Genomic DNA, 24,780 nt, shown 5'->3' with positions numbered 1-24,780 from the left:
TCCCTGTCCAATCAATCACTTAAAGAGGATTGAAATGAGCAATATCAAGCCGCTGTACGACCGCGTGGTCATCAAGCGTATGGAAGAAGAGAAGCTGTCCGCCGGCGGCATCGTGATTCCGGACTCGGCCACCGAGAAGCCGATCAAGGGTGAAGTCGTCGCCGTCGGCGAAGGCAAGGTCCTGGACAACGGCAACGTGCGCGCCCCGAAGGTGAAGGTCGGCGACAAGGTCCTGTTCGGCAAGTACAGCGGCACCGAAGTGAAGCTGGACGGCACCGACTACCTGGTCGTGAAGGAAGACGACATCTTCGCCGTTCTGGGCTGAGCCCAGAACGCGGGAATCGGGAATGGGGAATAGGGAATCGAAAGTGCCGGCGAATGCCAGGCGCTCGATCTCATCCCCACCGGTTCCCCGCTCCTGCTTTTGACGATTCCCGATTCCCCATTCCCCATTCCCGGAGTTAATACCCATGGCTGCAAAGGACATCCGTTTCGGTGAAGACGCTCGTTCGCGCATGGTGCGCGGCGTCAACGTGCTCGCCAACGCCGTCAAGGCCACCCTCGGCCCGAAGGGCCGCAACGTCGTGCTCGAGAAGAGCTTCGGCGCCCCGACCATCACCAAGGACGGCGTTTCCGTCGCCAAGGAAATCGAACTGGCCGACAAGTTCGAGAACATGGGCGCGCAGATGGTCAAGGAAGTCGCTTCCAAGACCTCCGACAACGCCGGTGACGGCACCACCACCGCCACCGTGCTGGCGCAGGCGCTGATCCGCGAAGGTTCCAAGGCGGTCGCCGCCGGCATGAACCCGATGGATCTGAAGCGCGGCATCGACAAGGCCGTGATCGCCGCCGTGGCCGAGCTGAAGAAGATCAGCAAGCCCACCGCCGACGACAAGGCCATCGCCCAGGTCGGCACCATCTCCGCCAACTCCGACGAGTCGATCGGCAACATCATCGCCGACGCGATGAAGAAGGTCGGCAAGGAAGGCGTGATCACCGTCGAGGAAGGCTCGGGCCTGGACAACGAGCTGGACGTCGTCGAAGGCATGCAGTTCGACCGCGGCTACCTGTCGCCGTACTTCGTCAACAACCAGCAGTCGATGACCGCCGACCTGGATGACCCGTTCATCCTGCTGCACGACAAGAAGATCTCCAACGTGCGTGACCTGCTGCCCGTGCTGGAAGGCGTGGCCAAGGCCGGCAAGCCGCTGCTGATCGTCGCCGAGGAAGTGGAAGGCGAAGCGCTGGCGACCCTGGTGGTCAACACCATCCGCGGCATCGTCAAGGTCGTGGCCGTGAAGGCCCCGGGCTTCGGCGACCGTCGCAAGGCGATGCTGGAAGACATGGCCGTGCTGACCGGCGGCACCGTGATCTCCGAGGAAGTGGGCCTGTCGCTGGAGAAGGCCACCATCAAGGATCTGGGCCGCGCCAAGAAGGTGCAGGTCTCGAAGGAAAACAGCACCATCATCGACGGCGCCGGCGACACCGCCGCCATCGAAGCGCGCATCAAGCAGATCAAGGCGCAGATCGAAGAGACCTCTTCGGACTACGATCGCGAGAAGCTGCAGGAGCGCGTGGCCAAGCTGGCCGGCGGCGTGGCCGTCATCAAGGTCGGCGCCGCCACCGAAGTCGAGATGAAGGAAAAGAAGGCGCGCGTTGAAGACGCCCTGCACGCCACCCGCGCGGCCGTCGAGGAAGGCGTGGTCCCGGGCGGCGGCGTCGCCCTGATCCGTGCCAAGGCCGCCATCGAAGGCCTGAAGGGCATCAACGAAGACCAGACCCACGGCATCCAGATCGCCCTGCGCGCGATGGAAGCCCCGCTGCGCGAAATCGTCACCAACGCCGGCGAAGAGCCCTCCGTGATCGTCAACAAGGTCAAGGACGGTTCGGGCAACTTCGGCTACAACGCCGCCAACGGCGAGTTCGGCGACATGGTCGAGTTCGGCATCCTGGATCCGACCAAGGTCACCCGCACCGCGCTGCAGAACGCCGCGTCCATCGCGGGCCTGATGATCACCACCGAAGCGATGGTGGCCGAGGCCCCGAAGAAGGACGAGCCGGCGATGCCGCCGGGCGGTGGCATGGGCGGCATGGGCGGCATGGATTTCTGATCCGGCCCTCCAGGCAAACCCGCGAGACGAAAAACCCCGCCGCAAGGCGGGGTTTTTCTTTGGGTCGGATCCCTGTACTTATCCTGTGGGAGCGACGTCAGTCGCGAGCTTTTGCCCTCAAGGCCCGCGCCCTTCCCGAATGATGAACGGAAGGCTCGCGACTGACGTCGCTCCCACAAGGAGAGGGCGGGTGCTTGACCGAAGCGATGGTGGCCGAGACCCCGAAGAAGGACGAGCCGGCGATGCCGCCGGGCGGTGGCATGGGCGGCATGGATTTCTGATCCGGCTTTCCAGGCAAACCCGCGAGACGAAAAACCCCGCCGCAAGGCGGGGTTTTTCTTTGGGTCGGATCCCTGTACTTATCCTGTGGGAGCGACGTCAGTCGCGAGCTTTTGCCCTCAAGGCCCGCGCCCTTCCCGAATGATGAACGGAAGGCTCGCGACTGACGTCGCTCCCACAAGGAGAGGGCGGGTGCTTGACCGAAGCGATGGTGGCCGAGGCCCCGAAGAAGGACGAGCCGGCGATGCCGCCGGGCGGTAGCATGGGCGGCATGGATTTCTGATCCGGCCCTCCAGGCAAACCCGCGAGACGAAAAACCCCGCCGCAAGGCGGGGTTTTTCTTTGGGTCGGATCCCTGTACTTATCCTGTGGGAGCGACGTCAGTCGCGAGCTTTTGCCCTCAGGGCCCGCGCCCTTCCCGAATGATGAACGGAAGGCTCGCGACTGACGTCGCTCCCACAAGGTGGAGGGCGGGTGCTTGCAAATGAAACATTTTGCATCGCGGCAAACCTGTGTTATCAATGCAACCCAATGAACGCAGCCCGCGCCAGCTTTTACTTTTGGTACTACTTTCCGATGCCGCTGGCGGAGGAAGGACTGCGCTCACCCTGAAGAAACATTCAGACGCATTCCCGAAAGCCGCCAGCGAACCTGGCGGCTTTTTTGCTTCCAGGGCTGGCGACATCGCACACAGACAACGAACTGGAGATTTCCCGATGGCGCCCCACACCGACGATCTGCGCATCCGCAAGCTGGAACCGCTCACGCCTCCGTCCGAGGTCATCGCGGAACTGCCCTGCGACGAGGCAGTGTCCGAAACCGTCAGCCGCAGCCGCGAGGCGCTGCACGCGATCCTGCATGGCCGCGATGACCGCCTGGCGGTGGTGATTGGGCCGTGTTCCATCCACGACCCGATCGCCGCGATGGAGTACGCGCAGCGCCTGCGCCCGCTGCGCGACGCACTCGGCGGGGAACTGGAAATCGTCATGCGCGTGTATTTCGAGAAACCGCGCACCACGGTCGGCTGGAAGGGCCTGATCAACGATCCCGGCCTGGACGGCAGCTTCCGCATCAACGAGGGCCTGCGGCTGGCGCGCGGCCTGCTGCGCAACATCAACCGCCTGGGCCTGCCGGCGGGTTGCGAATACCTGGACACCACCTCGCCGCAGTACATCGCCGATCTGGTCGCCTGGGGCGCCATCGGCGCGCGCACCACCGAGAGCCAGATCCATCGTGAACTCGCCTCGGGCCTGTCGTGTCCGGTCGGTTTCAAGAACGGCACCGACGGCAACGTGAAGATCGCCGCCGACGCGGTCAACGCGGCTTCGCATCCGCACCATTTCCTGGCCGTTACCAAGGAAGGCCGCTCGGCCATCGCGGCCACCACCGGCAATCCGGATTGCCATGTGATCCTGCGCGGCGGCAAGGCGCCGAACTATGACGCCGACAGCGTGGAGGCGGCCAGCCAGGTATTGGCGAAGGCGGGCCTGGCGCCGCGCCTGATGATCGACGCCAGCCACGCCAACAGCCTGAAGGATCCGGAAAATCAGCCGCGCGTGATCGAGGACATCGCCGCGCAGATCGAAGCCGGCGAGACCCGCATCATCGGCGCGATGATCGAAAGCCACCTGGTCGCCGGCCGCCAGGATCTGGTGCCGGGCCAGCCGCTGGCCTACGGGCAGAGCATTACCGACGGCTGCATCGGCTGGGACGCGTCGGTGGCCGTGCTGGAACGCCTGGCCGCCGCCGTGCGCCGCCGCCGCGAGCGCAACGTGTCGCAGGCCGCCTAGTCCGCATCGTGGAGGGCCGCAGGAGCGGCCCGGACGCGACGGCGATCCGTTCCCCTCTCTCCGGATCGTCGGCGCAATCCCCGGGGCCGCTCCTGCGCGGAGCGCCAACCCGAAGCAGGCGCGCCGCGCGATGCGATCAGTGTGTTTCACCGCGATAGACGAACTTCGGTACATCCCAGTTGTAGCGGATCGCCAGCAGCCGCAGCAGGAAGCCACCGCCCAGGCAGCCCAGGGTGGCGGTGGATTCATTCACCCCGGCGTGCAGCAGGAGCAGGTAGGCCGCGCCGGTGAGCAGCGAGACGCTGGCATACAGTTCCTTCTGGAACACCAGCGGAATCTCGTTGCACAGCACGTCGCGCAGCACGCCGCCGAAGGTGCCGGTGAGCATGCCGGCGATCACCACGATGACGGGTGCATGCCCGGCTTCGCGCGCGATCGCGCAGCCGATCAGGGTGAAGGCGACCAGGCCCAGCGCGTCCAGCCACAGGAAGGCCTGGCGCAGATGGTGCATCCAGCGGGCGACGAAGGTGGCGACGATGGCCGCGCCGATGGTGTAGCCCAGGTATTCCGGATGCTTCACCCAGCCCAGCGGGTAGTGGCCGAGCACGATGTCGCGCAGCGATCCGCCGCCGAGCGCGGTGACCGAGGCGATGATGACGACACCGAACAGATCCATCCGCCGGCGACCGGCGGACAGTGCGCCGGTCATGGCTTCGGCGGTGATGGCGACGAGGTAGATCAGGGACAGCAGCATGGAGAAGGTTCCGACGGGAGGTGGCCGGCACCGGCGAGACTTGCGCGCACGCGCTCCACGCGCGGAGGCGCGTGGGACGGAACACTCAATTCATGACCGGAATCCGGTGCCGCTCCCGCTGTCCTTTTGCCTGAGAGTTCGGCGGCGTGGGCCGCTTGCCCCTTCGGCGGGTCATCGAAGACCTCTCTCCAGATCGGCGTGGGTGGATGCAGTGGATGGTTGCGTCCAGCAACCGGGCCTGAGCGATTATGGGAGCCTGCGCCTTCGGCGGGAGCCGTGTGGCTCCGCTCTCCTGCATCCGGCGCGCACTTTAGCAGAGACCGATGTGAAAATGCCGGCTCCACTGGCCCGCCTGTCCCCATGATCGCCTACGCGCTGCGCTCCGAAACCTCCGCTGACCTGACCGCCCTCCGCGCCCTGATCACGGAAGCCTTCGCTGGCGCCGAACACAGCAGCGGCACCGAGGCGGCGATCGTCGACGCGCTGCGCGCACGCGATGAGCTGACCTTGTCGCTGCTGGCGGAACAGGATGGGCGGGTGATCGGCCACGTCGCGTTTTCGCCGGTGGCCATCGGCGACGGCGCGGCCGGCTGGTACGGGCTGGGGCCGGTGGCAGTGGCGCCGGACTGCCAGGGCGCCGGCGTCGGCGCCGCGTTGATCGAAGCCGGCCTGGCCCGGTTGCGCCAGGCCGGCGCGGGCGGCTGCGTGGTGCTGGGCGATCCCGGCTACTACGCGCGCTTCGGCTTCGCGAACGTGGCCGGGCTGCGTTATGAGGGCGCGCCGGCCGAGTACTTCATGGCGCTGACCATGGACGGCAGCCGGCCGCAGGGTGCGGTGACGTACAGCGCGGCGTTCGAGGCGACGGAAGCCGCGCGGGACTGACATTGGCTTTACCTCCCCTTTTGAAGAAGGGGGATTGAGGGGGATTGACCAGCCATCCGGCTGTTGAAAAGCGCTTGCTTTTTGCGCCAACAGCAAATCCCCGGTCGCCCGCTTTGTTAAAGGGGGCTATCGATGTTGCGGCATCTGCTTTTACTTCCCCCTTCGAAGAAGGGGGATTGAGGGGGATTTGTTCTTGGCGCCAACAGCAAATCCCCCGTCGCCAGCTGCGCGGCCGCCCGCCCCCTTTGTTAAAGGGGGCTATCGATGCTGCGGCATCTGCTTTTACCTTCCCCTTCGAAGAAGGGGGGCCGAGGGGGATGATCAGCCACGCGGCTGTTGAAAAACGCTTGCCCTTTCAGGCCTTCATGTTGCCCGTGTCCAGCCACCGCTGGTGCCACGATAGCGCTTCGGGCAACAGGTGCGGGGTGTGGCGGCCATAGCTGGCATGCAGGGCGCGTTCGAAATAGTCGGTCAGCGCGTCGCGGTAGTCCGGATGCGCGCACTGCGCGATCAGCACGCGCGCGCGCTGCTTGGGCGAGAGGCCGCGCAGATCCGCCAGGCCCTGTTCGGTGACGATGATCGAGACATCGTGTTCGGTGTGATCCACGTGGCTGACCATCGGCACCAGCGAGGAGATGCTGCCGCCCTTGGCGGTGCTCGGGCTGAGGAAGATCGACAGGTAGCCGTTGCGGGCGAAGTCGCCGGAGCCGCCGATGCCGTTCTGGATGCGCGAGCCCATGATGTGGGTCGAGTTGACGTTGCCGTACAGGTCCGCTTCCACCATCCCGTTCATGCAGATGCAGCCGAGCCGGCGCACCAGTTCCGGATGGTTGGAGATTTCCTGCGTGCGCATGACGATGCGCTCGCGGTAGAAACCGATGTTCTGCTTGAACACCTCGTTGGCTTCCGGGCTCAGGGCGAAGCCGGTGCACGACGCGCTGCGCAGCACGCCGTCGCGCAGCATGTCCAGCATGCCGTCCTGGATCACCTCGGTGAACGCGGTCAGGTCGCGGAAGCCGCTGGCCGACAATCCGGCCAGCACGGCATTGGGGATGTTGCCTACGCCCGACTGCAGCGGCAGCAGGTTGGGCGGCAGCCGGCCCTTTTTCACTTCGTGCTGCAGGAATTCGATCAGGTGCGCGGCGATCCGTTCGCTGGTCGCGTCGGCCGGATTGAACGGGCTGTTGCGATCCGGACCGTGGGTGCGCACCACCGCGACGATCTTGTCCGGGTCGCAGCGCAGCGCGGTGTCGCCGATGCGATCGTCCGGATGGACCAGTGGAATCGGCTTGCGGTGCGGCGGCAGCGCGGTGCCGTAGTAGATGTCGTGCATGCCGTCCAGGCCTTCGGGCTGCCAGTCGTTGACCTCGACGATCACCTTGCGGGCCAGGTCCAGCCAGGTCTTGTTGTTGCCCAGCGACGTGGATGGCACCAGCGCACCGTCCTCGCGGATGGCCGACACTTCCACCACCGCGGTATCGACCTCGCCGTAGAAGCCGAACCACGTGTGTTGGGCGACGTGGCTCAGGTGGGTGTCGAGGTACTCGAGGGTGCCGGCGTTGATGCGCTGGCGGGTATCCGGATCACTCTGGAACGGCAGGCGCAGGGCGATGCCGTCGACCTTGGCCAGCGCGCCGTCCAGTTCCGGCGCGGTGGACGCGCCGGTGAGCAGGCGGATCTGGAAGCCCTGGCCCTGCGCGTGGCAGCGGTCGATCCGCGCGGCCAGCGCCAGCGGCACTTCCTTCGGATAGCCCGAACCGGTGAATCCGCTCATGGCCACGGTCTCGCCGGGCTGGATGTGCGCGGCGGCTTCTTCGGCGGAAACGGCGAGCGCGCGCAGGCGCGGATGGCGGATACGGTCGCTGGACATGCGGGGGAGCGGAACCAGAAAGCGGAAAGCGCGCATTATCGCCTGCGGACCCGGCCCGGGGGCCAAGACGATCGGGGAATACACCGCATGCGATGTTTCGTGTCCCGTGGTTCGGGCATGCTGTGCGCATGAACAGGACGTCGATTTCCGGGTTCGCCCCCCGCTGGAGCACTACATGCCGCTGGCTGCTGCGCGCGGCCCTGGCCTTGCTGGCGCTGTACGCGCTGTACCTGGCCGCGGCCAATCTGTGGATCAACACCGCCTGGGGCGAGCGCACGCTCAACCGCAAGCCGGAGAAATTCCAGATGCATTGGGCCGGCGGCCACAGCTGGTGGCCCGGACGGGTCAGCCTGCGCGAGGTGAAACTGCAGGGCCAGGTGCGGCGCATCGCCTGGCAGGCGCAGGCCAGCGCGGTGCAGGGCGAGATTGCGTTGTGGCCGCTGCTGCGGCGGGAACTGCACGTGCCGTGGGTACAGGCCGACGGCGTGAGCGGTGGCGTCCATCGCGCCGAACGCGAACTGCCGGTGCCGCCGCCGCGCGATGGCGGCTGGGTGTTGCGCTTCGATCGCATCGCCAGTGACAGCCTGACCCGCGGCGAGTTCGATGGCCTGCGCCTGGACGGCGAAGGCAGCGCGCAGGTCGGTTTCGTCAAGCAGTTGCGCGGCGGGCCGATGGAGCTGCTGCCCTCGCGCGCGGCGTTCCGCAAGGCGCGCCTGGTCCGCGATGGCGAGGAGGTGCTGCGCGAGGCGGATCTGGAGGCCACTTTCGCGATCGCCAGGCACCGCCGCGAGGAAGCGCCGGGCCTGCGCAAGCTGCTCAAGACCGACGCGCGGCTGAAACTGCGTGGCACCACCAGTGGCCTGGACGTCACCCCGGTGCCGGGCGGCGTTACCTTGGCAGTGGTGCCCGGGCGCGGGCGCGCCGACGTGGATCTGGGTTTCGCCAAGGGCGCGCTGACGCCGGGCAGCCGCCTGCGATGGAGCATGCCCATTGGCGGCAGCGACGCGTCCGGGACCTCCCGCACCGACGCGCTGGGCATCGCGCTGGCGGTGGACCGCCAGGACATCGCGCTGAAGGTGAAAGCGCCGCCGCTGGCCCGGGGACGGATGTCGGTGGACGCGGATCTACGCCTGCGCGGCCGCGAGCTTCCGCTGGGCGATTTCCCCTCGCTGCTGCCGCGCGCGTCCGGCCACGTGGTCGGGCGTTGGCGGTTCTCCTCGCTGCACTGGATCACCAGCCTGTTTCCGCGGACGCCGTGGCTGCAACTGGAAGGTGCGGGGGACGTGGACGCCGACGTGCAGGTGGTGGACGGCCAACTGGCCGCCGGCAGCCGCATCGGCGTGCCGGAGGTGGACGCGGTGGCCGATGTGATGGGCAACCGCATCCGCGGCCGTGCCCATGCCGACATCCGTCTGGATGCCGGTCCCAAGGGCGAACTGGTGCCGCGCCTGCAGGCGGTGATGGAGCAGTTCCACGTCGCTTCGGTGCGCGCGCCGCAGCGTCCCTATGTGCAGGGCCGCAATCTGCGCCTGTTCCTCAATGCCGACGGCCCCTTGCAGGATCTGCGCAATGCGATGCGCGGGCGGGTGGTGTTCGACAACGCCAATGTGCCCGACCTGCGCGTCTACAACCCGTACCTGCCGCGCCGGCACATGCGTTTCGACGGCGGCGCCGGCTTCCTCAGCGGCGATCTGTCGCTGGATACCGCCGGCGATGTCGGCCAAGGCCGCCTGCGCATCACCGGGCGCGGCGCGCGCATGCATCTGGCCGGCATCGATCTGCGTGGCGATGTGGACATCGGCCTGGAGCTGCGCCGCGCGGATCTGCGTCGGCGCGCGTTCGTCGCCGACGGCAGCACGGTGCAGTTCCGCAACCTGGGTTTCCGCGAACCCGGCGGCGATGCACGCAGCGGATGGTGGGCGAAGCTGCGGCTGGATCGCGCGCGCCTGGACGTGGACCGGCCGCTCAGTGCCGGCGGCAGCGCGGCGGTGCAGATGAAGGACGTGGGCTTCCTGCTGGCGCTGTTCTCGCGCCAGAAGGACTATCCCAAATGGGTGTACCGGCTGGTCGATGCCGGCCAGGCCCAGGCCGACGGCCGGGTGCAATGGCGCGACGACGTGCTGGTGCTGGACCGGGTGAAGGCCAACAACGACCGTTTCGACCTGCAAGCCCGGCTGCGCCTGCAGGGGCAGCGCCGCAACGGCCAGCTCTATGCCCGCTGGGGCGTGCTCAGCGCGGGGCTGGAATTGCAGGACAATGCCCGCCGCTGGCACTTGGTGAAGGCCCGGGAGTGGTACCAGGGACAGCCGGATCTGCTGCGTTGAGGACGGTTTTGCGCAGCTGAACGGTTTGGCCCCTATTCAGGTTTCGGCCGCGTGAATCGTGAAACCGGTTACAGGATCGACCTGGAAATTGGTCTGGCATCGGTAACATCCAAGCAGAACAAGGCTTTTCGGGAAAACCCCGTTCCCGGCTCAAATGTACTGCCCGGTTTTGTTTTGCAGTGCAGCGTGCAAGCCCCGCAACCGCTCCTTCACGATGGCCCCGCATCCCGACGTGGGGGAGGGAGCAAGCCCGCAACTGGCCTAGCCATTGCGGGCTTTTTTATGCCCGGGATTCGGGATTTGGATTCGGGATTCGCAGGGGCGCGGCGTCGTTGCAATGCTGGATTCCGGCCGGGTTGGCAATCGCGGCTGTTGGTGGGGTGGGGGAGGCGTAGAATTCACGCCATGAACGAGTCCTCCCCACGCCAGATTCCGCTCCAGGTCGTTTCCACCGCCACCACCGCCGCCTCCGCCCCGCTGGAAACGGGCGTCAAGCAACTGGGCGGCGACAAGATTTCCCGTTCGCCGGTGCAGTTCGCCGACGCGCCGGTGCTGCGCAAGCCTTCGTGGATCCGCGTGCGCATCCCCAGCGATGGTTCGGTGGCGCGATTGAAGGCCAAGCTGCGCGAGAACCGGCTGGTCACAGTGTGCGAGGAGGCCAGCTGCCCGAACATCCACGAGTGCTTCGGCCACGGTACCGCGACCTTCATGATCCTCGGCGAGGTCTGCACCCGCCGCTGCTCCTTCTGCGATGTCGCCCACGGCCGGCCCAAGCCGCCGGATGCGTCCGAGCCGCTCAGCCTGGCCCATACCGTGGCCGACATGGGCCTGAAGTACGTCGTCGTCACCAGCGTGGACCGCGATGACCTGCGCGACGGCGGCGCCCAGCATTTCGTCGACTGCATCGCGGCCATCCGCGAGCATTCGCCAGGCACCCGCATCGAGATCCTGACCCCGGACTTCCGCGGCAAGGGCCGCATGGACCGGGCGCTGGAAATCCTGGCGGTGAATCCGCCGGACGTGTTCAACCACAACATCGAGACGGTGCCGGACCTGTATCCCAACGTGCGTCCCGGCGCCGACTACCAGTGGTCGCTGACCCTGTTGCAGAAGTTCAAGCAGCAGCATCCGGAGCTGCCGACCAAGTCCGGCATCATGCTGGGCCTGGGCGAGACCATGGAGCAGGTGAAGGCGACCCTGCGCGACCTGCGCGCGCACGACGTGGAGATGGTCACCATCGGCCAGTACCTGCAGCCCACCGCGCACCACCACCCGGTGATGCGCTACTGGACCCCGGAAGAGTTCAAGGAACTGGAGCTCTACGGCAACGAGCTGGGCTTCAGCCATGTCGCCTCCGGACCGCTGGTGCGCTCGTCCTACCACGCCGATCGCCAGGCCGCCGAGGCCGCGGCCAGCACCCGCAACGCCGCTGCCGGCTGAACCGCGCGTCGGCCGACGGACGGCCAGCCGAAACAGGTTCACTTTTCTCTACGGGCCCGGGGTTAGGGTCTCTTTCGGCAGGCCCATCCCCCTGCCGAAAGACAGGGATGACAAGCGCCGCAACTTTGGGCACTGTCTGGCTGTCAGATGTCCCCGCCGTTCTCCTGCAAGGCCTCCGGGCCGCGAGTACCCGATGAAAGTGAAGAAAGTCCCCGCCGTCCTCCTGCTGTCCCTGGCGCTGGCGTCGCCGCTGGCGCTGCTGGCGCGTGGCGATGGCGACAACCGCGTCGCGCTGCCAACCGCGCCCACCGCGGACCAGACCACCACCTCCAAGCTGGTCTACGGCCTGCTGTCCGACAGCCGCTACGCCTACCGCCCGCGCGCGCTGGATGAAACGCTGTCGGCGGACATCTTCAAGCGCTATCTGGAAGCGCTGGATGGCGGCAAGCAGTTCTTCACCGCCGCCGACGTGGCCAAGTTCGCGCCGCTCAAGGCGCAGATGGGCGAAGCGGTCCGCAGCGGCGAACTGGATCCGGCCTACGACATCTTCACCATCTACCGCCAGCGCGTGCAGCAGCGCGTGGCCTACGCGCGCTCGCTGCTCAAGCAGGACTTCGACTTCAGCGGCGACCAGCGCTGGGAATACGACCGCAAGGACGCCCCGTGGGCGGCCAGCACCCAGGAGTTGGATGCGCTGTGGAAGAAGTCGGTGATGAACGACTGGCTGCGCCTGAAGCTGGCCGGCAAGAAGCCCGAGGACATCCGCAAGACCCTGGACAAGCGCTACGCCAACCTGCAGCGCACCGTCGACGAGTTCAAGAGCGAGGACGTGTTCCAGGCATTCCTCAACAGCTACACCGGCGCGATCGATCCGCATACCGATTACTTCACTCCGCGCACCGCCGAGAACTTCAACCAGTCGATGTCGCTGTCGCTGGAAGGCATCGGCGCGGTGCTGCAGCGGCAGGACGATCTGGTGGCGATCCGCGAGATCGTGCCCGGCGGCCCGGCGGATCTGAGCGGCAAGCTCAAGGTCGGCGATCGCATCGTCGCGGTCGGCCAGGGCAAGTCCGGCGCGATGACCGACGTGATCGGCTGGCGCATCGATGATGTCGTCGCCCAGATCCGCGGCAAGAAGGACACCCAGGTCCGGATCGAATACATCCCGGTCGAATCCGGCATCGACGGCAAGCACGCGCAGGTCACCATCACCCGCCAGAAGGTCAAGCTGGAGGAGCAGGCGGCCAAGGCCGAGACCATCACCCTGCCGGCCGCCAACGGCGAGCCGCAGCGGCGCATCGGCGTGATCAAGCTGCCGGCGTTCTACCAGGACTTCGAGGGCCGTCGCCGCAATCCGAACGACTTTACCTCCGCGACTCGGGACATCGCCAAGCTGCTGGCCCAGTTCAAGACCCAGGACGTCGACGGCGTAGTCATGGACCTGCGCAACAACGGTGGCGGTTCGCTGGACGAGGCGGTCGAACTGACCGGCCTGTTCATCGACAAGGGCCCGGTGGTGCAGGTGCGCGAGTCCGGCGGCCGCGTCACCGTCAACAGCGACCGCAAGCCGGGCGTGGCCTGGGACGGTCCGCTGGCGGTGCTGATCAACCGCGGTTCGGCTTCGGCCTCGGAGATCTTCGCCGGCGCCATCCAGGACTACGGCCGTGGCCTGGTGATCGGCGAGACCAGCTTCGGCAAGGGCACCGTGCAGAACATGGTGGATCTGGATCGCTGGCCGGCCAACGAGACCGCGCGCTTCGGCCAGGTCAAGCTGACCATCGCGCAGTTCTTCCGCGTGGCCGGCGGCAGCACCCAGCACAAGGGCGTGGTGCCGGATCTGGCGTTCCCGGTGAGCGTGGACGCCAGCGAGTACGGCGAGAGCACCTACGACAACGCACTGCCGTGGACGCGCATCGCCGCGGTGCCGCACACCCAGTACGGCAACTTCGCGCCGCTGCTGCCGAAGCTGGAAGCCCTGCACGCCTCGCGCGTGGCCAAGGACAAGGAATTCCAGTGGTGGACCGAGGATGTGGCGACGTTCCGCGCCGAGGCGGCCAAGAAGTATGTCTCGCTCAACGAGGCCGAGCGCCGTGCCGAACGCGACAAGCAGGACACCCTGCGCAAGACCCGCCAGGCCGAACGCAAGGCGCTGGGACTGGCGCTGGACCCGCTCGCCGATGATCTGGCCGACGACGGCCTGGGCGCGAGCGAGCGCGACATCGTCAAGGACGCCGCCCGCGAGAAGCTGGTCGACAAGCGTCCGGATCCGCTGCTGCGCGAATCGGCGGCCATCCTGGGCGACGCCATCGGCGTGTTGAACCAGGACCGCAAGCTGTCGGCGCAGGTGCTGCCGGAATCGACGGGACCGGGGCGCTGGGCGGATTGACGCCGGGCGTGGTTTGTAGAGATGAGAAAAGCGCGGCCTTCGGGTCGCGCTTTTTTTTTGGGGATGCTCGCGACGGGGGTGGGTGTTGGGTTGTTTTCCCGGACGCTGGGGAAGGGGTTTACGGTCGCGACTTACGTCGCTCCTGCAAGGATGGGGCGGGAGACTTGAGCCAGATGAAAGGCGGACCGTGAAAGCTTTCAACGGTGGGGCCGCGCCGTGGCCGCCGGGGCTGGCCTAGAATAAGCGTCAATACGCTTGGCGCCTCCCCCATGAACTCCTCCGCTTCCAGCACCGCCGCGCCAGCGCGCGGTGGCGTCGCCGTCGTCGTCGCCCTGGCCCTGGTCTATGTCGTCTGGGGCTCCACCTATCTCGGTATCCGCCTGGCCCTGGAAGGCGGCTATCCGCCGCTGTTGATGGCCGGGGGCCGCTTCATCGTCGCCGGCACGCTGATGTACGCGGTGCTGCGCTGGCGCGGCTATGCCGCGCCGACCCGCGCGCAATGGAAGAACGTGGCCTTCATGGCGCTGGCGCTGCTGCTGTTCGGCAACGGCTTCGTGTGCGTGGCCGAGCAGACCGTGTCCTCCGGCCTGGCCGCGGTCGCGGTGGCCTCGATGCCGCTGTGGATGGGCCTGTTCGGCGCCATGCGCGGACAGCATCCCAGCCGCGCCGAATGGGCGGGCATCGTGATCGGCTTCCTGGGCGTGGTCTGGCTCAACTCCGGCAGCGCGCTGACCGCCAGCCCGAAGGGGCTGATCATGTTGCTGATCGCGCCGATCGCCTGGGCCTACGGTTCGGTGTGGAGCCGCGGCCGCGATCTGCCGTCGCCGTTCATGTCGGCGGCCGCGCAGATGGTGTGCGGCGGCGTGATCATGCTGGTGGTGGGCGTGGCGATCGGCGAGCGCTTCACCCAGTGGCCGACGTTGCAGGGCACGCTGGCGGTGGGCTACCTGGCGCTGTTCGGTTCCATCGTCGCCTTCAGCGCCTATGTCTGGCTGCTGCACAACGTGCGTCCGGCGGTGGCCGGCAGCTACGCCTACATCAACCCGGTGATCGCGGTGGCGCTGGGCGCCTGGATCGCCCACGAGAGTTTCAGCGCGCATGACCTGGGCGCGATGGCGCTGATCCTGCTGGGCGTGGTGGTGATCACCCTGGCCAAGGCGAAGCGCTCGTGAGCCAGCACGGTATCGATCGCAAGGGGCTGGTCATCACCAGCCTGACCTTCGTCCTGTGGGGCGTGGTGCCGCTGTACTGGCACCTGCTCAAGGTGGTGCCCTCGTTCCAGATCATCGCCCACCGGATTGTCTGGAGCGCGTTGCTGGTGATCGGCTGGCTGGTGCTGAAGAACGGCCTGGGCTGGCTGCGCGCGATCCGCGCCCAGCCGCGCGCGCTGGCCGCGCTGGGACTGAGCAGCCTGCTGATCGCGTTCAACTGGGGCCTGTACATCTGGGCGGTCAATGCCGGCCACGTGGTCGAGACCAGCCTGGGTTACTTCATCAACCCGCTGCTCAACGTGCTGCTGGGCGTGCTGGTGTTGCGCGAGCGGCTGAGCCGCCTGCAATGGGTCGCGGTGGGCTTCGCGCTGATCGGCGTGGCCTGGCTGACCTGGCAGGCCGGTTCGCCGCCGTGGATCGCGCTGGGACTGGCGCTGTCGTTCGGCATGTACGGGCTGGTGCGCAAGCTGGTGGCGGTCGACGCGGTGGCCGGACTGGGCGTGGAAAGCCTGTACCTGTTCCTGCCGGCGCTGGCGTTCGTGGCCTGGGGCGAGAACGGCCACGGTGGCGGCTTCCTGCAAGGCTGGGGCTGGCAGATCGATCTGCTGTTGATCTTCGGCGGCGTGGTCACCGCCATTCCGCTGATCGGCTTCGCCTACGGCGTGCGCAGGATTCCGCTGACGGTGGTGGGGCTGCTGCAGTACATCGCGCCGAGCATCCAGTTCCTGATCGGCGTGTTCGTGTTCCGCGAGCCGTTCGGCGCGGCGCAGGCGCTGGGCTTTGCCGCGATCTGGACCGGCCTGCTGATCTTCGCCGGCGACGGGCTGTGGCGTTCGCGCCAGCGGCCGCCGGTGGCGGCCACGGTCACCGAGTAGCGCGCGCGGAGTTGATGCGCCGCGCTCAGGCGCGGCGCGGCGCCAGCGGTTGCGGGCAGGCCGGCGTCGCCGTCGGCGTGCGCTCGAACCAGTCGATCACCGTCGGCGCGAGCCGATCCAGCCGCATTGGCAGGCTCAGGTGATCCTCGCCGGGAATTTCCAGGTAGCGAGCGCGCTTGGATGCCGCCGCGAGCAGGCGGCCATGCGCGACCGGAATGTGCCGGTCGGCGTCGCCATGGATCAGCAGCACGCAGGCCGGCGCCTGCGCCAGCGCCGCGCCAACGTCCACCTTGTCCAGATCCAGGCCCAGCTTGCGGTCGGCCTGGGCGATGGCGACGTTCAGGCTGTCGCCGCTGTAGCGCCAGCGCGCCAGCGGCAGGGCCAGGCGATCGCGCCAGTTCGACGCCGGGCGGGTGAGCATGTGCGGCACCATGTCGCGGATCGCGCTGCCGGCGTTGTCGAAGGATTCCATCGCCACCACGCCGCCGGCCTGCACGCCGAGATCGCGCGCGGTGAAGATGGCGGTGGCCGCGCCGTAGGACACGCCCATCACGTGCAGCGGACCGGTGACCTCGCCGCGCTCGCGCAGCGCGCGCAGCATCGCCACGACGTCTTCGCCCTCGCGGGTGCCGTAGCCGGACGGCGCGACGCCGGAACGGCCGTGGTTGCGCAGGTCCACGCTGATGGTGCGGTAGCCGGCCTGGGCCAGTTCCAGCGCCCACGGCAGCAGCGAGCCGCCGTCCATCATCCAGCCGTGTAGCAGCACGACGGTGCCGCGCGGCTTCTGCGCGGACGGCCTGGCCGCCGCGTCGAAGTCGAGCTGGAAATCCATGCGGTTGGCGGCAGTGCCGCCGGCATAGCGGTAGCGCAGGCCGTAGTCGCCCGGATCCAGCGCGCGCCAGTACAGCGGCACGCCATTCACCGGCACGAAGCCCTCGCGATGCGGCAGGCGCGCGAACATCGCCTCGATGCGATCGCGCGGCAGCAGCGGCGACACGCCGCCGGGCGCGGCCAGGCGTTCGCTCAGCGATAGGGCGGGCAGATGGGCGGTGGTGAAGCCGACCAGCGACAGGCAGACGCAGGCCAGCGCGATCAGGCGCAGCAGCATGGCGATCATCGGGGGGAGGCGAAACGGCCGCGCAAGATATCGCCCGCGATGGCGTGGCGCTATCGCAGAACGATGACAGAAAGATGACGGTTAAGCCGGGATTTGCCTGGCAGCGGGGCGGTTGGCCCGGAAACGACGCACCGCGCCGTGAGGGCTCGGTCCGTGGTTTCGTGTGAAGTGCAGCCGGGCGAACCCGGCTGTACGCCCCGGGAAGCCGCGCGTTACGGCGACGGGCAGGGCGCGCCGGCGTCTGCCCAGGCCTTGAACGCGGCGACGAACTTGTCGTGCGGGACCGGCACCGGGGCGCGGTTGCCGCCGGGGTTCCAGCCCCACAGCACCAGCTTGTCCTCGGCGACGTGCTTCATCAGCGCGGGCATGTCGCGATCGCCGTTGCGCTTGCGGTCCTGGATCATCGCGCACAGTTCATGCGCGGGCAGTCCGATCCAGGCCATCTTGTGATCCGGCGGCGGCAGTTGCCAGTGCGGCGCGCCCGGCGGCGCGTGCGCGCTGTAGCCGGCCGGTGGATTGGCTTCGCCGTGGCAGGTGGAACAGGGCTGGCCGGGCGCGCCCTTGCCTTCGGGACCGCGCACCACATTCATCATGTGCGGCGTCTGGCTGTCGAACTGCAGTGGCTGATCGCCGGGAATGTGGCAGTTGCTGCAGCGCGGATGCTGGAACACCTGCTCGACGGTGGCGAAGGCCTGCAGTGCCTGCGCCTTCTGTTCGGCGCTGATGCGCGGGCCGCAGGCGGCCAGCAGCAACGATAGCAAGGCGATGGAGAAGAGGGCGGCGGCGCGCATCGTCGGATCCTCAGGCGGGTTTGGCCGCGGGGGCCAGGGTGAAGGGAAGATCACGCAGGCGCTGGCCGGTGAGCGCGAACACCGCGTTGGCGACCGCCGGCGCGATCGGCGGCGTACCGGGTTCGCCCACACCGCCCATCTTGTCCGTGCTCGGCACGATGTGCACTTCCACCACCGGCATTTCCGGCAGGCGCAGCACCGGATAGTCGTGGTAGTTGGACTGCTCCACCTCGCCGTTCTTGAAGGTGATGCGCCCGTGCAGCGCCGCGCCCAGTCCGAACGCCAGTCCGCTCTCCAGCTGCGCCTTGACGTTGTCCGGGTTCACCGCCAGGCCGCAGTCGATCGCGCAGACCACGCGATGGACCTTGATCACGCCGTTGTCGACCGAGACTTCCGCCGCGTGCGCGACGTAGCTGCCGAACGATTCGTGCACCGCGATGCCGTGGCCGCGTCCCTTCGCCGCCGGTTTGCTCCAGCCGAATTTCTCCGCCGCCAGGTTCAGCGCGGCCAGGTGGCGCGGATGATCCTTGAGCAGGCGCCGGCGGTATTCCAGCGGATCCTGCCCCGCCGCGTGCGCCAGTTCATCGACCAGGCTTTCCATCACGAAGCCGTTGTAGCTGTGCCCCACGGAGCGCCACCAAAGCACCGGGATGCCGGTCTTGGGCGAATGCAGATCCACCCGGTGCGCGGGCGTGGCCAGCACGTACGGCGAATCGGCCACGCCTTCCACCGAGGTCGCGTCGATGCCGTTCTTCACCGTGAACGGCTCGAACGACGTGCCGGCGGTGATCGACTGGCCGACCATCACCTGCTGCCAGGCCACCGGCGTGCCGTCCGCGGCCAGTCCCACCTTGGCGCGCTGCACATAGGCCGGGCGGTAGTAGCCGCCACGCACGTCGTCCTCGCGCGGCCACACCGTCTTGACCGGCGCCTTGGCGGCCTTGGCCACTTCCACCGCCTCGGACACGAAGTCCGACACCGGCGTCGCGCGCCGGCCGAAGCCGCCGCCGAGGAAGGTGGTGTGGATGCGGATCTGCTCCGGCTTCAGTCCGGTGATGCGCGCGGCGACCTGCTGGTCGACGGTCTGGAACTGGGTGCCGGTCCAGATGTCGCACCCCTCGGCGTCGATCTTCACCGTGCAGTTGAGCGGTTCCATCGGTGCGTGCGCCAGGTAGGGCACGCTGTACTCGACTTCCACCACCTTGGCCGCCTGCGCCATCGCCGCGGCGGCGTCGCCGGCCTGCACCGCCACCGCACCGGCCGTGCGCGCCTGCGTGGCGAACTGTTCGCGCAGCCGCGCGCTGTCCAGATCCGCGTGCGGGCCGCGATCCCATTCCACCTTCAGCGCATTGCGGCCCTGCAAGGCGGCCCAGTAGTGATCGGCGATCACCGCCACGCCGCTGGGCACCTGCACCACGTTGCGGACCCCGGGCACCGTCTTGGCGGCGGTGGCGTCGAACGATTTCACCGTGCCGCCGAACACCGGCGCGCGCGCGACCACCGCGGTGAGCAGGCCGTCGAACTGCACGTCCATGCCGAAGATCGCGCGGCCGGTGATCTTCTCCGGCGTATCCAGGCGCTTGGCGCCCTTGCCGATCAGTTTCCAGTCCTTGGGATCCTTGAGGGTGAGCGTCTTTGGATCCGGCGCCTTCAGCTGCCCGGCCGCGTCGGCCAGTTCGCCGTAGCGCAGGCGCTGGTCGCCATGCACCACCACACCGTTCTCCGTCTTCAGTTCCGCCACCGGCACGCCCAGGCGCGCGGCCGCGGCCTGCAGCAGCAAGGCGCGCGCAGTGGCGCCGGCCATGCGGTAGCGATCGAACTCGGACCAGGTGCTGGTCGAGCCGCCAGTCATCTGCATGCCGAAGGCGGTATGCGCGTAGGCCGGCGCGGCGGGCGCGTGTTCGACCTTCATTTTGGTCCAGTCCGCATCCAGCTCCTCGGCGATCAGCATCGGCAGCGTGGTCCAGATGCCCTGGCCCATTTCCGAGTGCGACAGCAGCACGGTGATGCTGTCGTCGGCGGCGATGCGCAGGAAGGCATTGGGCGCGAACGGCGCGACCGTGGCCGGCGCGGCGGCGGCGTTCTGCGCCAGCGCGAAGCGGCCGGCGGCCGGCACGATGAAGCCGATGACCAGGCCGCCGCCGAGGACGGCGCCGGCCTTGAGGAACTGGCGGCGGGAAGAGGAAGCGACGGAATCCGCAGGCTTGGCGTCCACGAACATTCTCCGATCGGATGCCGGGCCCTTGTGGCCCGGCGCGGGGGAAAGAGGAATCAGGCCTTGCCCAGCTGCGCGGCGCGGTGCACCGCCGCGCGGATGCGCGGGTAGGTGCCGCAGCGGCAGAGATTGCCCGCCAGCGCCTGGTCGATGTCCTGATCACTGGGGCTGGGCACCACCGCCAGCAGCGCGGCGGCGGTCATGATCTGGCCGGACTGGCAGTAGCCGCATTGCACCACGTCCAGTTCGGCCCACGCCTGCTGCACCGGATGGCGTCCGTCGGATGACAGGCCCTCGATGGTGGTGATTTTCTTGCCGGCCACCGCGGACACCGGGGTGACGCAGGCGCGCAGCGGTGCACCATCGATGTGCACGGTGCAGGCGCCGCACTGGGCGATGCCGCAACCAAACTTGGTGCCGGTGAGTTTCATCAGGTCCCGCAGGACCCAGAGCAGCGGCATGTCGGGCGGTGCTTCGACGTCGTGCTCGGAACCATTCACATGCAGCTTCATGTTCGTTCCCTGGCGTCGGCGGGGGAGTTGGCACATTACGCCCGCGGATGCGACATTGCCAAGACGTCCGGCGACTTTTTTCGGAGGCCCATGTCCAGCCAGCGCAAGGTGTTGCAAGCCGCCCTGCGGGCCCTGGCGAGCGGCGATGCCGGCGCGGGACTGGCGCTGGTCGTGGACACCGAGGGATCGACCTACGTGCACGCCGGGGCGATGGCCCTGTTCAGTGCGCGCGACGGCCAGACCGGCTGGTTGAGCGGCGGCTGCCTGGAGCCGGACATCCGGCGCCGCGCGCTGGCCGCGGCCGAAGCGGGCGCGCTGGACTGGATGGACATCGACACGCGCGATGACGAGGACCTGCTGTCCGGATCCGCGGTCGGTTGCCGCGGACGCCTGCACCTGGCGCTGCTGCCGCTGGCCCGGCTGGCAGGCTTGGCGGCGTTGCTGGAAGACTGGCAGCGGGGCGGTGAATCACTGCATTGGTCCTTCGATGCCGGCGGCGAAGTGCGTGCCGGCATCGGTGCGCGCCAGGCGCAGTGGCGATTGCCGGTGGTCGCAGGCGCCGAGGCGCCGCAACGGCCGGCCTACACGCTGGCGATCCGGCCCGCGCCGCAGGTGTTGATCTGCGGCGCCGGCCCGGAGACGCCGCTGCTGGTCCCCTGGCTGCGCGAACTGGGCTGGCGGGTGACCCTGGCCGAACGCCGCCCGCGCTGGCAGCCGCACGCCGCGCTGGCGGATCTGGCCTGGGACGTGTCGCCCACCGACGCGGCCGCGCGTGCCGACGGCCATGCCGCCGCGCTGGTGATGCACCACCATTTCGAACTGGATCGCGAGGCGTTGGCGGCGCTGGCCGACACCGAACTGCCCTTCATCGGCCTGCTAGGACCGGGCCGCCGCCGCGACGATCTGTTCAAGGTGTTGCCGGCGGAAACGCGCGAACGCCTGCGCCATCGCCTGCGCTCGCCGATCGGCCTGCGCCTGGGCGGGCAGGGACCGGAGGCGATCGCGCTCAGCATCGCCGCGCAGTTGCAGGCGGTGCTGGCCGGCGAGCCGGCATGACCTCGGCGCACGACGCGGTGGTGCTGGCGGCCGGCGGCAGCCGCCGGCTCGGCCAGCCCAAGCAACTGCTCACCCGTGACGGCGAGACGCTGGTCCATCGTGGTGTCAGGCTGGCGATGGAAACCGCGCCGCGCCGGTTGCTGGTGGTCGTCGGCGGGCACGCGGAAGCGGTGAGCGCGGCGGTGCGCGATCTGCCGGCGGACATCCTGTTCAATCCCCAATGGGAAGAGGGACTGGCGAGCAGCCTGCGCCTGGTCGCGGCGACGCTCGCGGCCACACGCACGGAGTCATCGCCTCCGTGCCTGCTGCTGGCCTGCGATCAGCCGGCGCTGGAAGCGATGCATCTGGATGCATTGCGCGCAGGCTTCATCACCCATGGCTGCGCGGCCACCCGCCACGGCGAGGGCCGCGGTGTCCCGGCGTGGGTGCCGGCGGACCTGCTGGCGCAGGCAAGCCCACTGCAAGGCGATCGCGGCCTGCGCGGACTGCTTGCGGCGCGTGCAGACGAGCACATCGCCCTGCTCGACGTACCGGAACTGACCCGCGACATCGACACGCCCGACGACCTGCGCGAAGCACGCCGGCGCGGCTGGATCGATCCGGCTTCGGCGCCGATGCCGGATCCTTCTCCCTGAAACGAAAACGGCCGGCAGGCGCCGGCCGTTTTCCTGTTCACGCCGATGCGATCACAACGCGCGCAACGCGGTGGTGATCGGCAGGCGCGCCGCGCGCAGCGCCGGGAACAGGCCGCCAACCAGGCCGATGCCGAGTGCCCACTTCAGGCCGTTCCACAACAGCTCCGGCGTGACCTTGAACTGAAACACCACCTGGCTGAAGTTGCTGCCCAGGGTCGAGACGCTGTAGCCGTTGAAGATCGCCCAGGCGATCACCCCGCCCAGCACGCCGCCCAGCAGCGCCAGCAGCATCGTCTCCAGCATCACCGCGGTGACCACCGGCAGGCCGCGAAAACCGATCGCGCGCATGGTGGCGATTTCGCGCGCGCGCCCGGCCACCGCCGAGTACATCGTGTTGAGCGCGCCGAACACCGCGCCGATCGCCATGATGGTGCCGATCACGATGCCCAGCCACTTGATGATCGTGGCCAGCTGCCCGGACTGCTTGCTGTAGTAGGCGCGGGTGGTCTCCACGTCCAGCTTCAGGCGCGGATCGCCCTCGACCGCGGCCTTGAACTGATCGAAGCCGGCCTTGCCGTCGGTCTTGACCGTGATCGACTGGTAGGCGCTGCGGTTGTAGGTGGACGACAGGGTCTGCGCGTCGCCCCACAGTTCCGAGTCGTGCGCGTCGCCGGAGGCGAACCGGCCCACCACGGTCCATTCCTGGTTGCCGAGATTGAGCTTGCTGCCGACCTTCAGGCCGCGGAACTGGGTGGCCGCGCCCTGGCCGACCACGATCTCGCGCAGGCCGGCACCGAACTTGCGGCCCTCGACCAGCTTGATCTTGTCGCGGACCAGCCAGGCCTCCTCGCCCACGCCGCGGAACTGCGCGTTGGCATCGGTGCCGTCGGCCATGCTGGGCAGGTTGACCACCTGCGACAGTTCGGCCGACATCAGCGGCTTGCCGTTCGGTCCCTTGGCCACGCCGGGCAGGCTGGACAGCAGCGGCGCCTGTTCGCGGGTGATGACCGAATTGGTTTCCGCCTGCGAACCGCCGCGCAGGACGATCGCGGTGGTGTCGTCGCCGGTGCTGTTGAGGGTGGCCTTGAAGCCCTCGCCCATCGCCAGCATGGCGACCAGCACGCCGACCACGCCGGCGATGCCGACCACGATCACCGAGGACGCGCCCCAGCGTTGCGGCAGGCTGCTGATGCCGATGCGCGCGGCGGCCAGTGCCAGCCGGCCGCCGCGGGTCAGCAGCAGCCACAGCGCCAGCAGCACGGCCAGGCCCAGTACCAGGAACCACGGCAGGTTGATCCAGACCACCAGGAAGACGGCCAGGCCGACGACGGAGATGATGTTTGCAATCCAGTTGGGCATGTCGTTCTCCTCAGCGTCCGGCCAGTGCGTCGACGATCTTCAGGCGCTTGGCGCGCAGCGCCGGCAGCAGGCCGACGACGATGCCAATGACCACCATCAGGCCCAGCCCGACCAGCCAGGTCTGGGTGGGAACGTTCGGCAGCGAGATGGCGCCCTGACTGGCCGCGGTCAGGCCCGGCATGATCACCGCCGCCAGGCCCATGCCGATCAGGCCGCCGAGCACGATCAGCAGCACCGACTCGATCATCACCAGGGTCAGCACCGTGCCGTCCTTGAAGCCCAGCGTCTTCAGCACCGCCAGTTCCGGCACCCGCTCGCGCACGGCCTGGGCCATGGTGTTGCCGGTCAGCAGCAGCAGGGTGAAGAACACCGCGCCCATGATCGAGGTGACGATCAGGCCGATGTCGGCGAACTGCTTGGCGAAGGCCTGCTGGAACGCCGACTCGGTCTGGCTCTTGGTCTCGTGGTCCGAGTTGGCCGACAGCGCGTCGATGGCGCGCGCCACCTGGTTGGCCTGGTTGGTGTTGGCCAGTTGCACCGTGTACCAGCTGACCTGGCTCTTGATGTAGTCGTTGGATTCGTCGAAGTACTTCCAGTTCATCATCAACTGGTTCTCGGCGCCGACGTTCTTGCGATCCTTCACCCGGAAGATGGCCTTCAGTTCCAGCGGCCAGTCATTGCTGCCGCCGCGCGGGAAGATGGTGGCCTTCAGCGGGATGGTGTCGCCGATCTTCCAGCCATGCTTCTTGGCCAGCGACTCGCCGACGATCGCGGCATTGCGGGTGTCCTGGAACGCCTTGAGCTGATCCGGCGGCACCGTGTACTCGGTATAGACGTCGAAGAAATTGGGCGCCACCGAGAAGTTGGGGAAGAAATCCTTGGGATCGCGGTAGATGCCGCCGAACCACATGGCATAGGTGGCCTTGCGCACGCCGGGCACCGATTCGATCTGCGGCTGCAGGTTGATCGGCAGCGACTGGGTGATCGACAGGCGCGAGGCGACCACCAGGCGGTTGGCGCCATCGACGCTGCCACCGGAGTTGAACGCCACCCGCACCGAATCCAGCAGGCCGAACAGCAGGAAGGCCGCGACCACGGACAACAGGGTCAGCAGCGTCCGCGTCTTGCTGCGGAACAGCTGTGCCCAGACCAGGGACAGATATTTCATCGCCG

Annotated in this window: 19 protein-coding genes and 2 riboswitches; of the genes, 11 read left to right on the top strand and 8 right to left on the bottom strand. The window is 68.0% G+C overall.

Features of this window, described 5'->3' with window-relative positions; translation table 11 throughout:
* The first annotated feature begins 34 nt into the window (after positions 1–34).
* From groES to FG323_RS08975, 3 genes are all read left to right on the top strand, one after another.
* Positions 35–325 carry a co-chaperone GroES gene (groES, locus tag FG323_RS08985; RefSeq protein ID WP_141454181.1) on the top strand — a complete coding sequence of 97 codons (291 nt, stop codon included), beginning with the start codon at positions 35–37 and terminating at the stop codon, positions 323–325.
* 145 nt (positions 326–470) lie between these two features.
* Positions 471–2,111, top strand: coding sequence for a chaperonin GroEL (gene groL / locus FG323_RS08980; RefSeq protein ID WP_141454180.1), 1,641 nt, complete (start codon positions 471–473; stop codon positions 2,109–2,111).
* Positions 2,112–3,106: 995 nt separating this feature from the next.
* Positions 3,107–4,180 carry a 3-deoxy-7-phosphoheptulonate synthase gene (locus FG323_RS08975; RefSeq protein ID WP_141454179.1) on the top strand — a complete coding sequence of 358 codons (1,074 nt, stop codon included), beginning with the start codon at positions 3,107–3,109 and terminating at the stop codon, positions 4,178–4,180.
* Positions 4,181–4,316: 136 nt separating this feature from the next.
* Here the strand turns inward: FG323_RS08975 and FG323_RS08970 are convergent, their stop codons facing one another.
* A complete protein-coding gene (locus tag FG323_RS08970; protein WP_141454178.1) occupies positions 4,317–4,934 on the bottom strand; it encodes a trimeric intracellular cation channel family protein in 618 nt (205 codons plus the stop codon).
* A gap of 110 nt (positions 4,935–5,044) precedes the next feature.
* A riboswitch (glycine riboswitch) is annotated at positions 5,045–5,136 on the bottom strand.
* 10 nt (positions 5,137–5,146) lie between these two features.
* A riboswitch (glycine riboswitch) is annotated at positions 5,147–5,239 on the bottom strand.
* Between the two features lie 55 nt (positions 5,240–5,294).
* Here FG323_RS08970 and FG323_RS08965 point away from each other — a divergent pair.
* A complete protein-coding gene (locus FG323_RS08965) occupies positions 5,295–5,816 on the top strand; it encodes an N-acetyltransferase (RefSeq protein WP_141454177.1) in 522 nt (173 codons plus the stop codon).
* 355 nt (positions 5,817–6,171) lie between these two features.
* Here FG323_RS08965 and FG323_RS08960 read toward each other — a convergent pair whose 3' ends face one another.
* The gene (locus FG323_RS08960; protein ID WP_141454176.1) at positions 6,172–7,686 is read right to left on the bottom strand and encodes an acetyl-CoA hydrolase/transferase family protein; all 1,515 of its coding nucleotides are present in this window, start codon (positions 7,684–7,686) and stop codon (positions 6,172–6,174) included.
* A gap of 128 nt (positions 7,687–7,814) precedes the next feature.
* Between FG323_RS08960 and FG323_RS08955 the strand changes: the two genes are divergently transcribed.
* The 5 genes from FG323_RS08955 (at position 7,815) to rarD (ending at position 15,922) form a co-directional block, all read left to right on the top strand.
* Entirely contained in the window at positions 7,815–10,010 is a 2,196-nt protein-coding gene (locus FG323_RS08955; RefSeq protein ID WP_141454175.1) for a hypothetical protein, read from the top strand.
* A 405-nt stretch (positions 10,011–10,415) separates the two neighbouring features.
* On the top strand, positions 10,416–11,450 hold the full coding sequence (lipA, locus tag FG323_RS08950) for a lipoyl synthase (RefSeq protein WP_141454174.1): 1,035 nt from the start codon (positions 10,416–10,418) through the stop codon (positions 11,448–11,450).
* A gap of 193 nt (positions 11,451–11,643) precedes the next feature.
* Complete coding sequence (locus FG323_RS08945) at positions 11,644–13,836, top strand: carboxy terminal-processing peptidase (protein ID WP_141454173.1); 2,193 nt, start codon at positions 11,644–11,646, stop codon at positions 13,834–13,836.
* 269 nt (positions 13,837–14,105) lie between these two features.
* On the top strand, positions 14,106–15,008 hold the full coding sequence (yedA, locus tag FG323_RS08940) for a drug/metabolite exporter YedA (protein ID WP_141454172.1): 903 nt from the start codon (positions 14,106–14,108) through the stop codon (positions 15,006–15,008).
* Positions 15,005–15,922 (top strand): EamA family transporter RarD, encoded by a 918-nt coding sequence (rarD, locus tag FG323_RS08935; protein WP_141454171.1) that lies wholly within the window; start codon positions 15,005–15,007, stop codon positions 15,920–15,922. The genes yedA and rarD overlap by 4 nt, the downstream gene beginning before the upstream one ends.
* 25 nt (positions 15,923–15,947) lie before the next feature.
* Here the strand turns inward: rarD and FG323_RS08930 are convergent, their stop codons facing one another.
* From FG323_RS08930 to FG323_RS08915, 4 genes are all read right to left on the bottom strand, one after another.
* Positions 15,948–17,027, bottom strand: coding sequence for an alpha/beta fold hydrolase (locus FG323_RS08930; RefSeq protein WP_181444174.1), 1,080 nt, complete (start codon positions 17,025–17,027; stop codon positions 15,948–15,950).
* Positions 17,028–17,251: 224 nt separating this feature from the next.
* Positions 17,252–17,830: a hypothetical protein gene (locus tag FG323_RS08925; protein WP_220094140.1), complete on the bottom strand. Its 579-nt coding sequence runs from the start codon at positions 17,828–17,830 to the stop codon at positions 17,252–17,254.
* Positions 17,831–17,840: 10 nt separating this feature from the next.
* Positions 17,841–20,045: a xanthine dehydrogenase family protein molybdopterin-binding subunit gene (locus tag FG323_RS08920; protein WP_255470113.1), complete on the bottom strand. Its 2,205-nt coding sequence runs from the start codon at positions 20,043–20,045 to the stop codon at positions 17,841–17,843.
* A gap of 56 nt (positions 20,046–20,101) precedes the next feature.
* On the bottom strand, positions 20,102–20,557 hold the full coding sequence (locus FG323_RS08915) for a (2Fe-2S)-binding protein (RefSeq protein ID WP_141454168.1): 456 nt from the start codon (positions 20,555–20,557) through the stop codon (positions 20,102–20,104).
* A gap of 90 nt (positions 20,558–20,647) precedes the next feature.
* On the opposite strand from FG323_RS08915, the gene FG323_RS08910 reads away from it, so the two are divergent.
* Together FG323_RS08910 and FG323_RS08905 are read left to right on the top strand one after the other, a co-directional pair.
* The gene (locus FG323_RS08910) at positions 20,648–21,613 is read left to right on the top strand and encodes an XdhC/CoxI family protein (RefSeq protein WP_141454167.1); all 966 of its coding nucleotides are present in this window, start codon (positions 20,648–20,650) and stop codon (positions 21,611–21,613) included.
* The gene (locus FG323_RS08905; RefSeq protein ID WP_141454166.1) at positions 21,610–22,248 is read left to right on the top strand and encodes a nucleotidyltransferase family protein; all 639 of its coding nucleotides are present in this window, start codon (positions 21,610–21,612) and stop codon (positions 22,246–22,248) included. The genes FG323_RS08910 and FG323_RS08905 overlap by 4 nt, the downstream gene beginning before the upstream one ends.
* 51 nt (positions 22,249–22,299) lie before the next feature.
* Here FG323_RS08905 and FG323_RS08900 read toward each other — a convergent pair whose 3' ends face one another.
* On the bottom strand, positions 22,300–23,607 hold the full coding sequence (locus tag FG323_RS08900) for an ABC transporter permease (protein WP_141454165.1): 1,308 nt from the start codon (positions 23,605–23,607) through the stop codon (positions 22,300–22,302).
* A 10-nt stretch (positions 23,608–23,617) separates the two neighbouring features.
* Positions 23,618–24,775, bottom strand: a complete 1,158-nt coding sequence (locus tag FG323_RS08895; protein WP_141454164.1) for an ABC transporter permease — start codon at positions 24,773–24,775, stop codon at positions 23,618–23,620.
* Positions 24,776–24,780: the final 5 nt, after the last annotated feature.

The sequence above is a fragment of the Pseudoxanthomonas sp. z9 genome (genome assembly GCF_006542425.1).
GTDB lineage: Bacteria > Pseudomonadota > Gammaproteobacteria > Xanthomonadales > Xanthomonadaceae > Pseudoxanthomonas_A.
The sequence above is the reverse complement of the archived record's forward strand: the minus strand, read 5'-3'. Positions and strand labels throughout refer to the sequence as shown.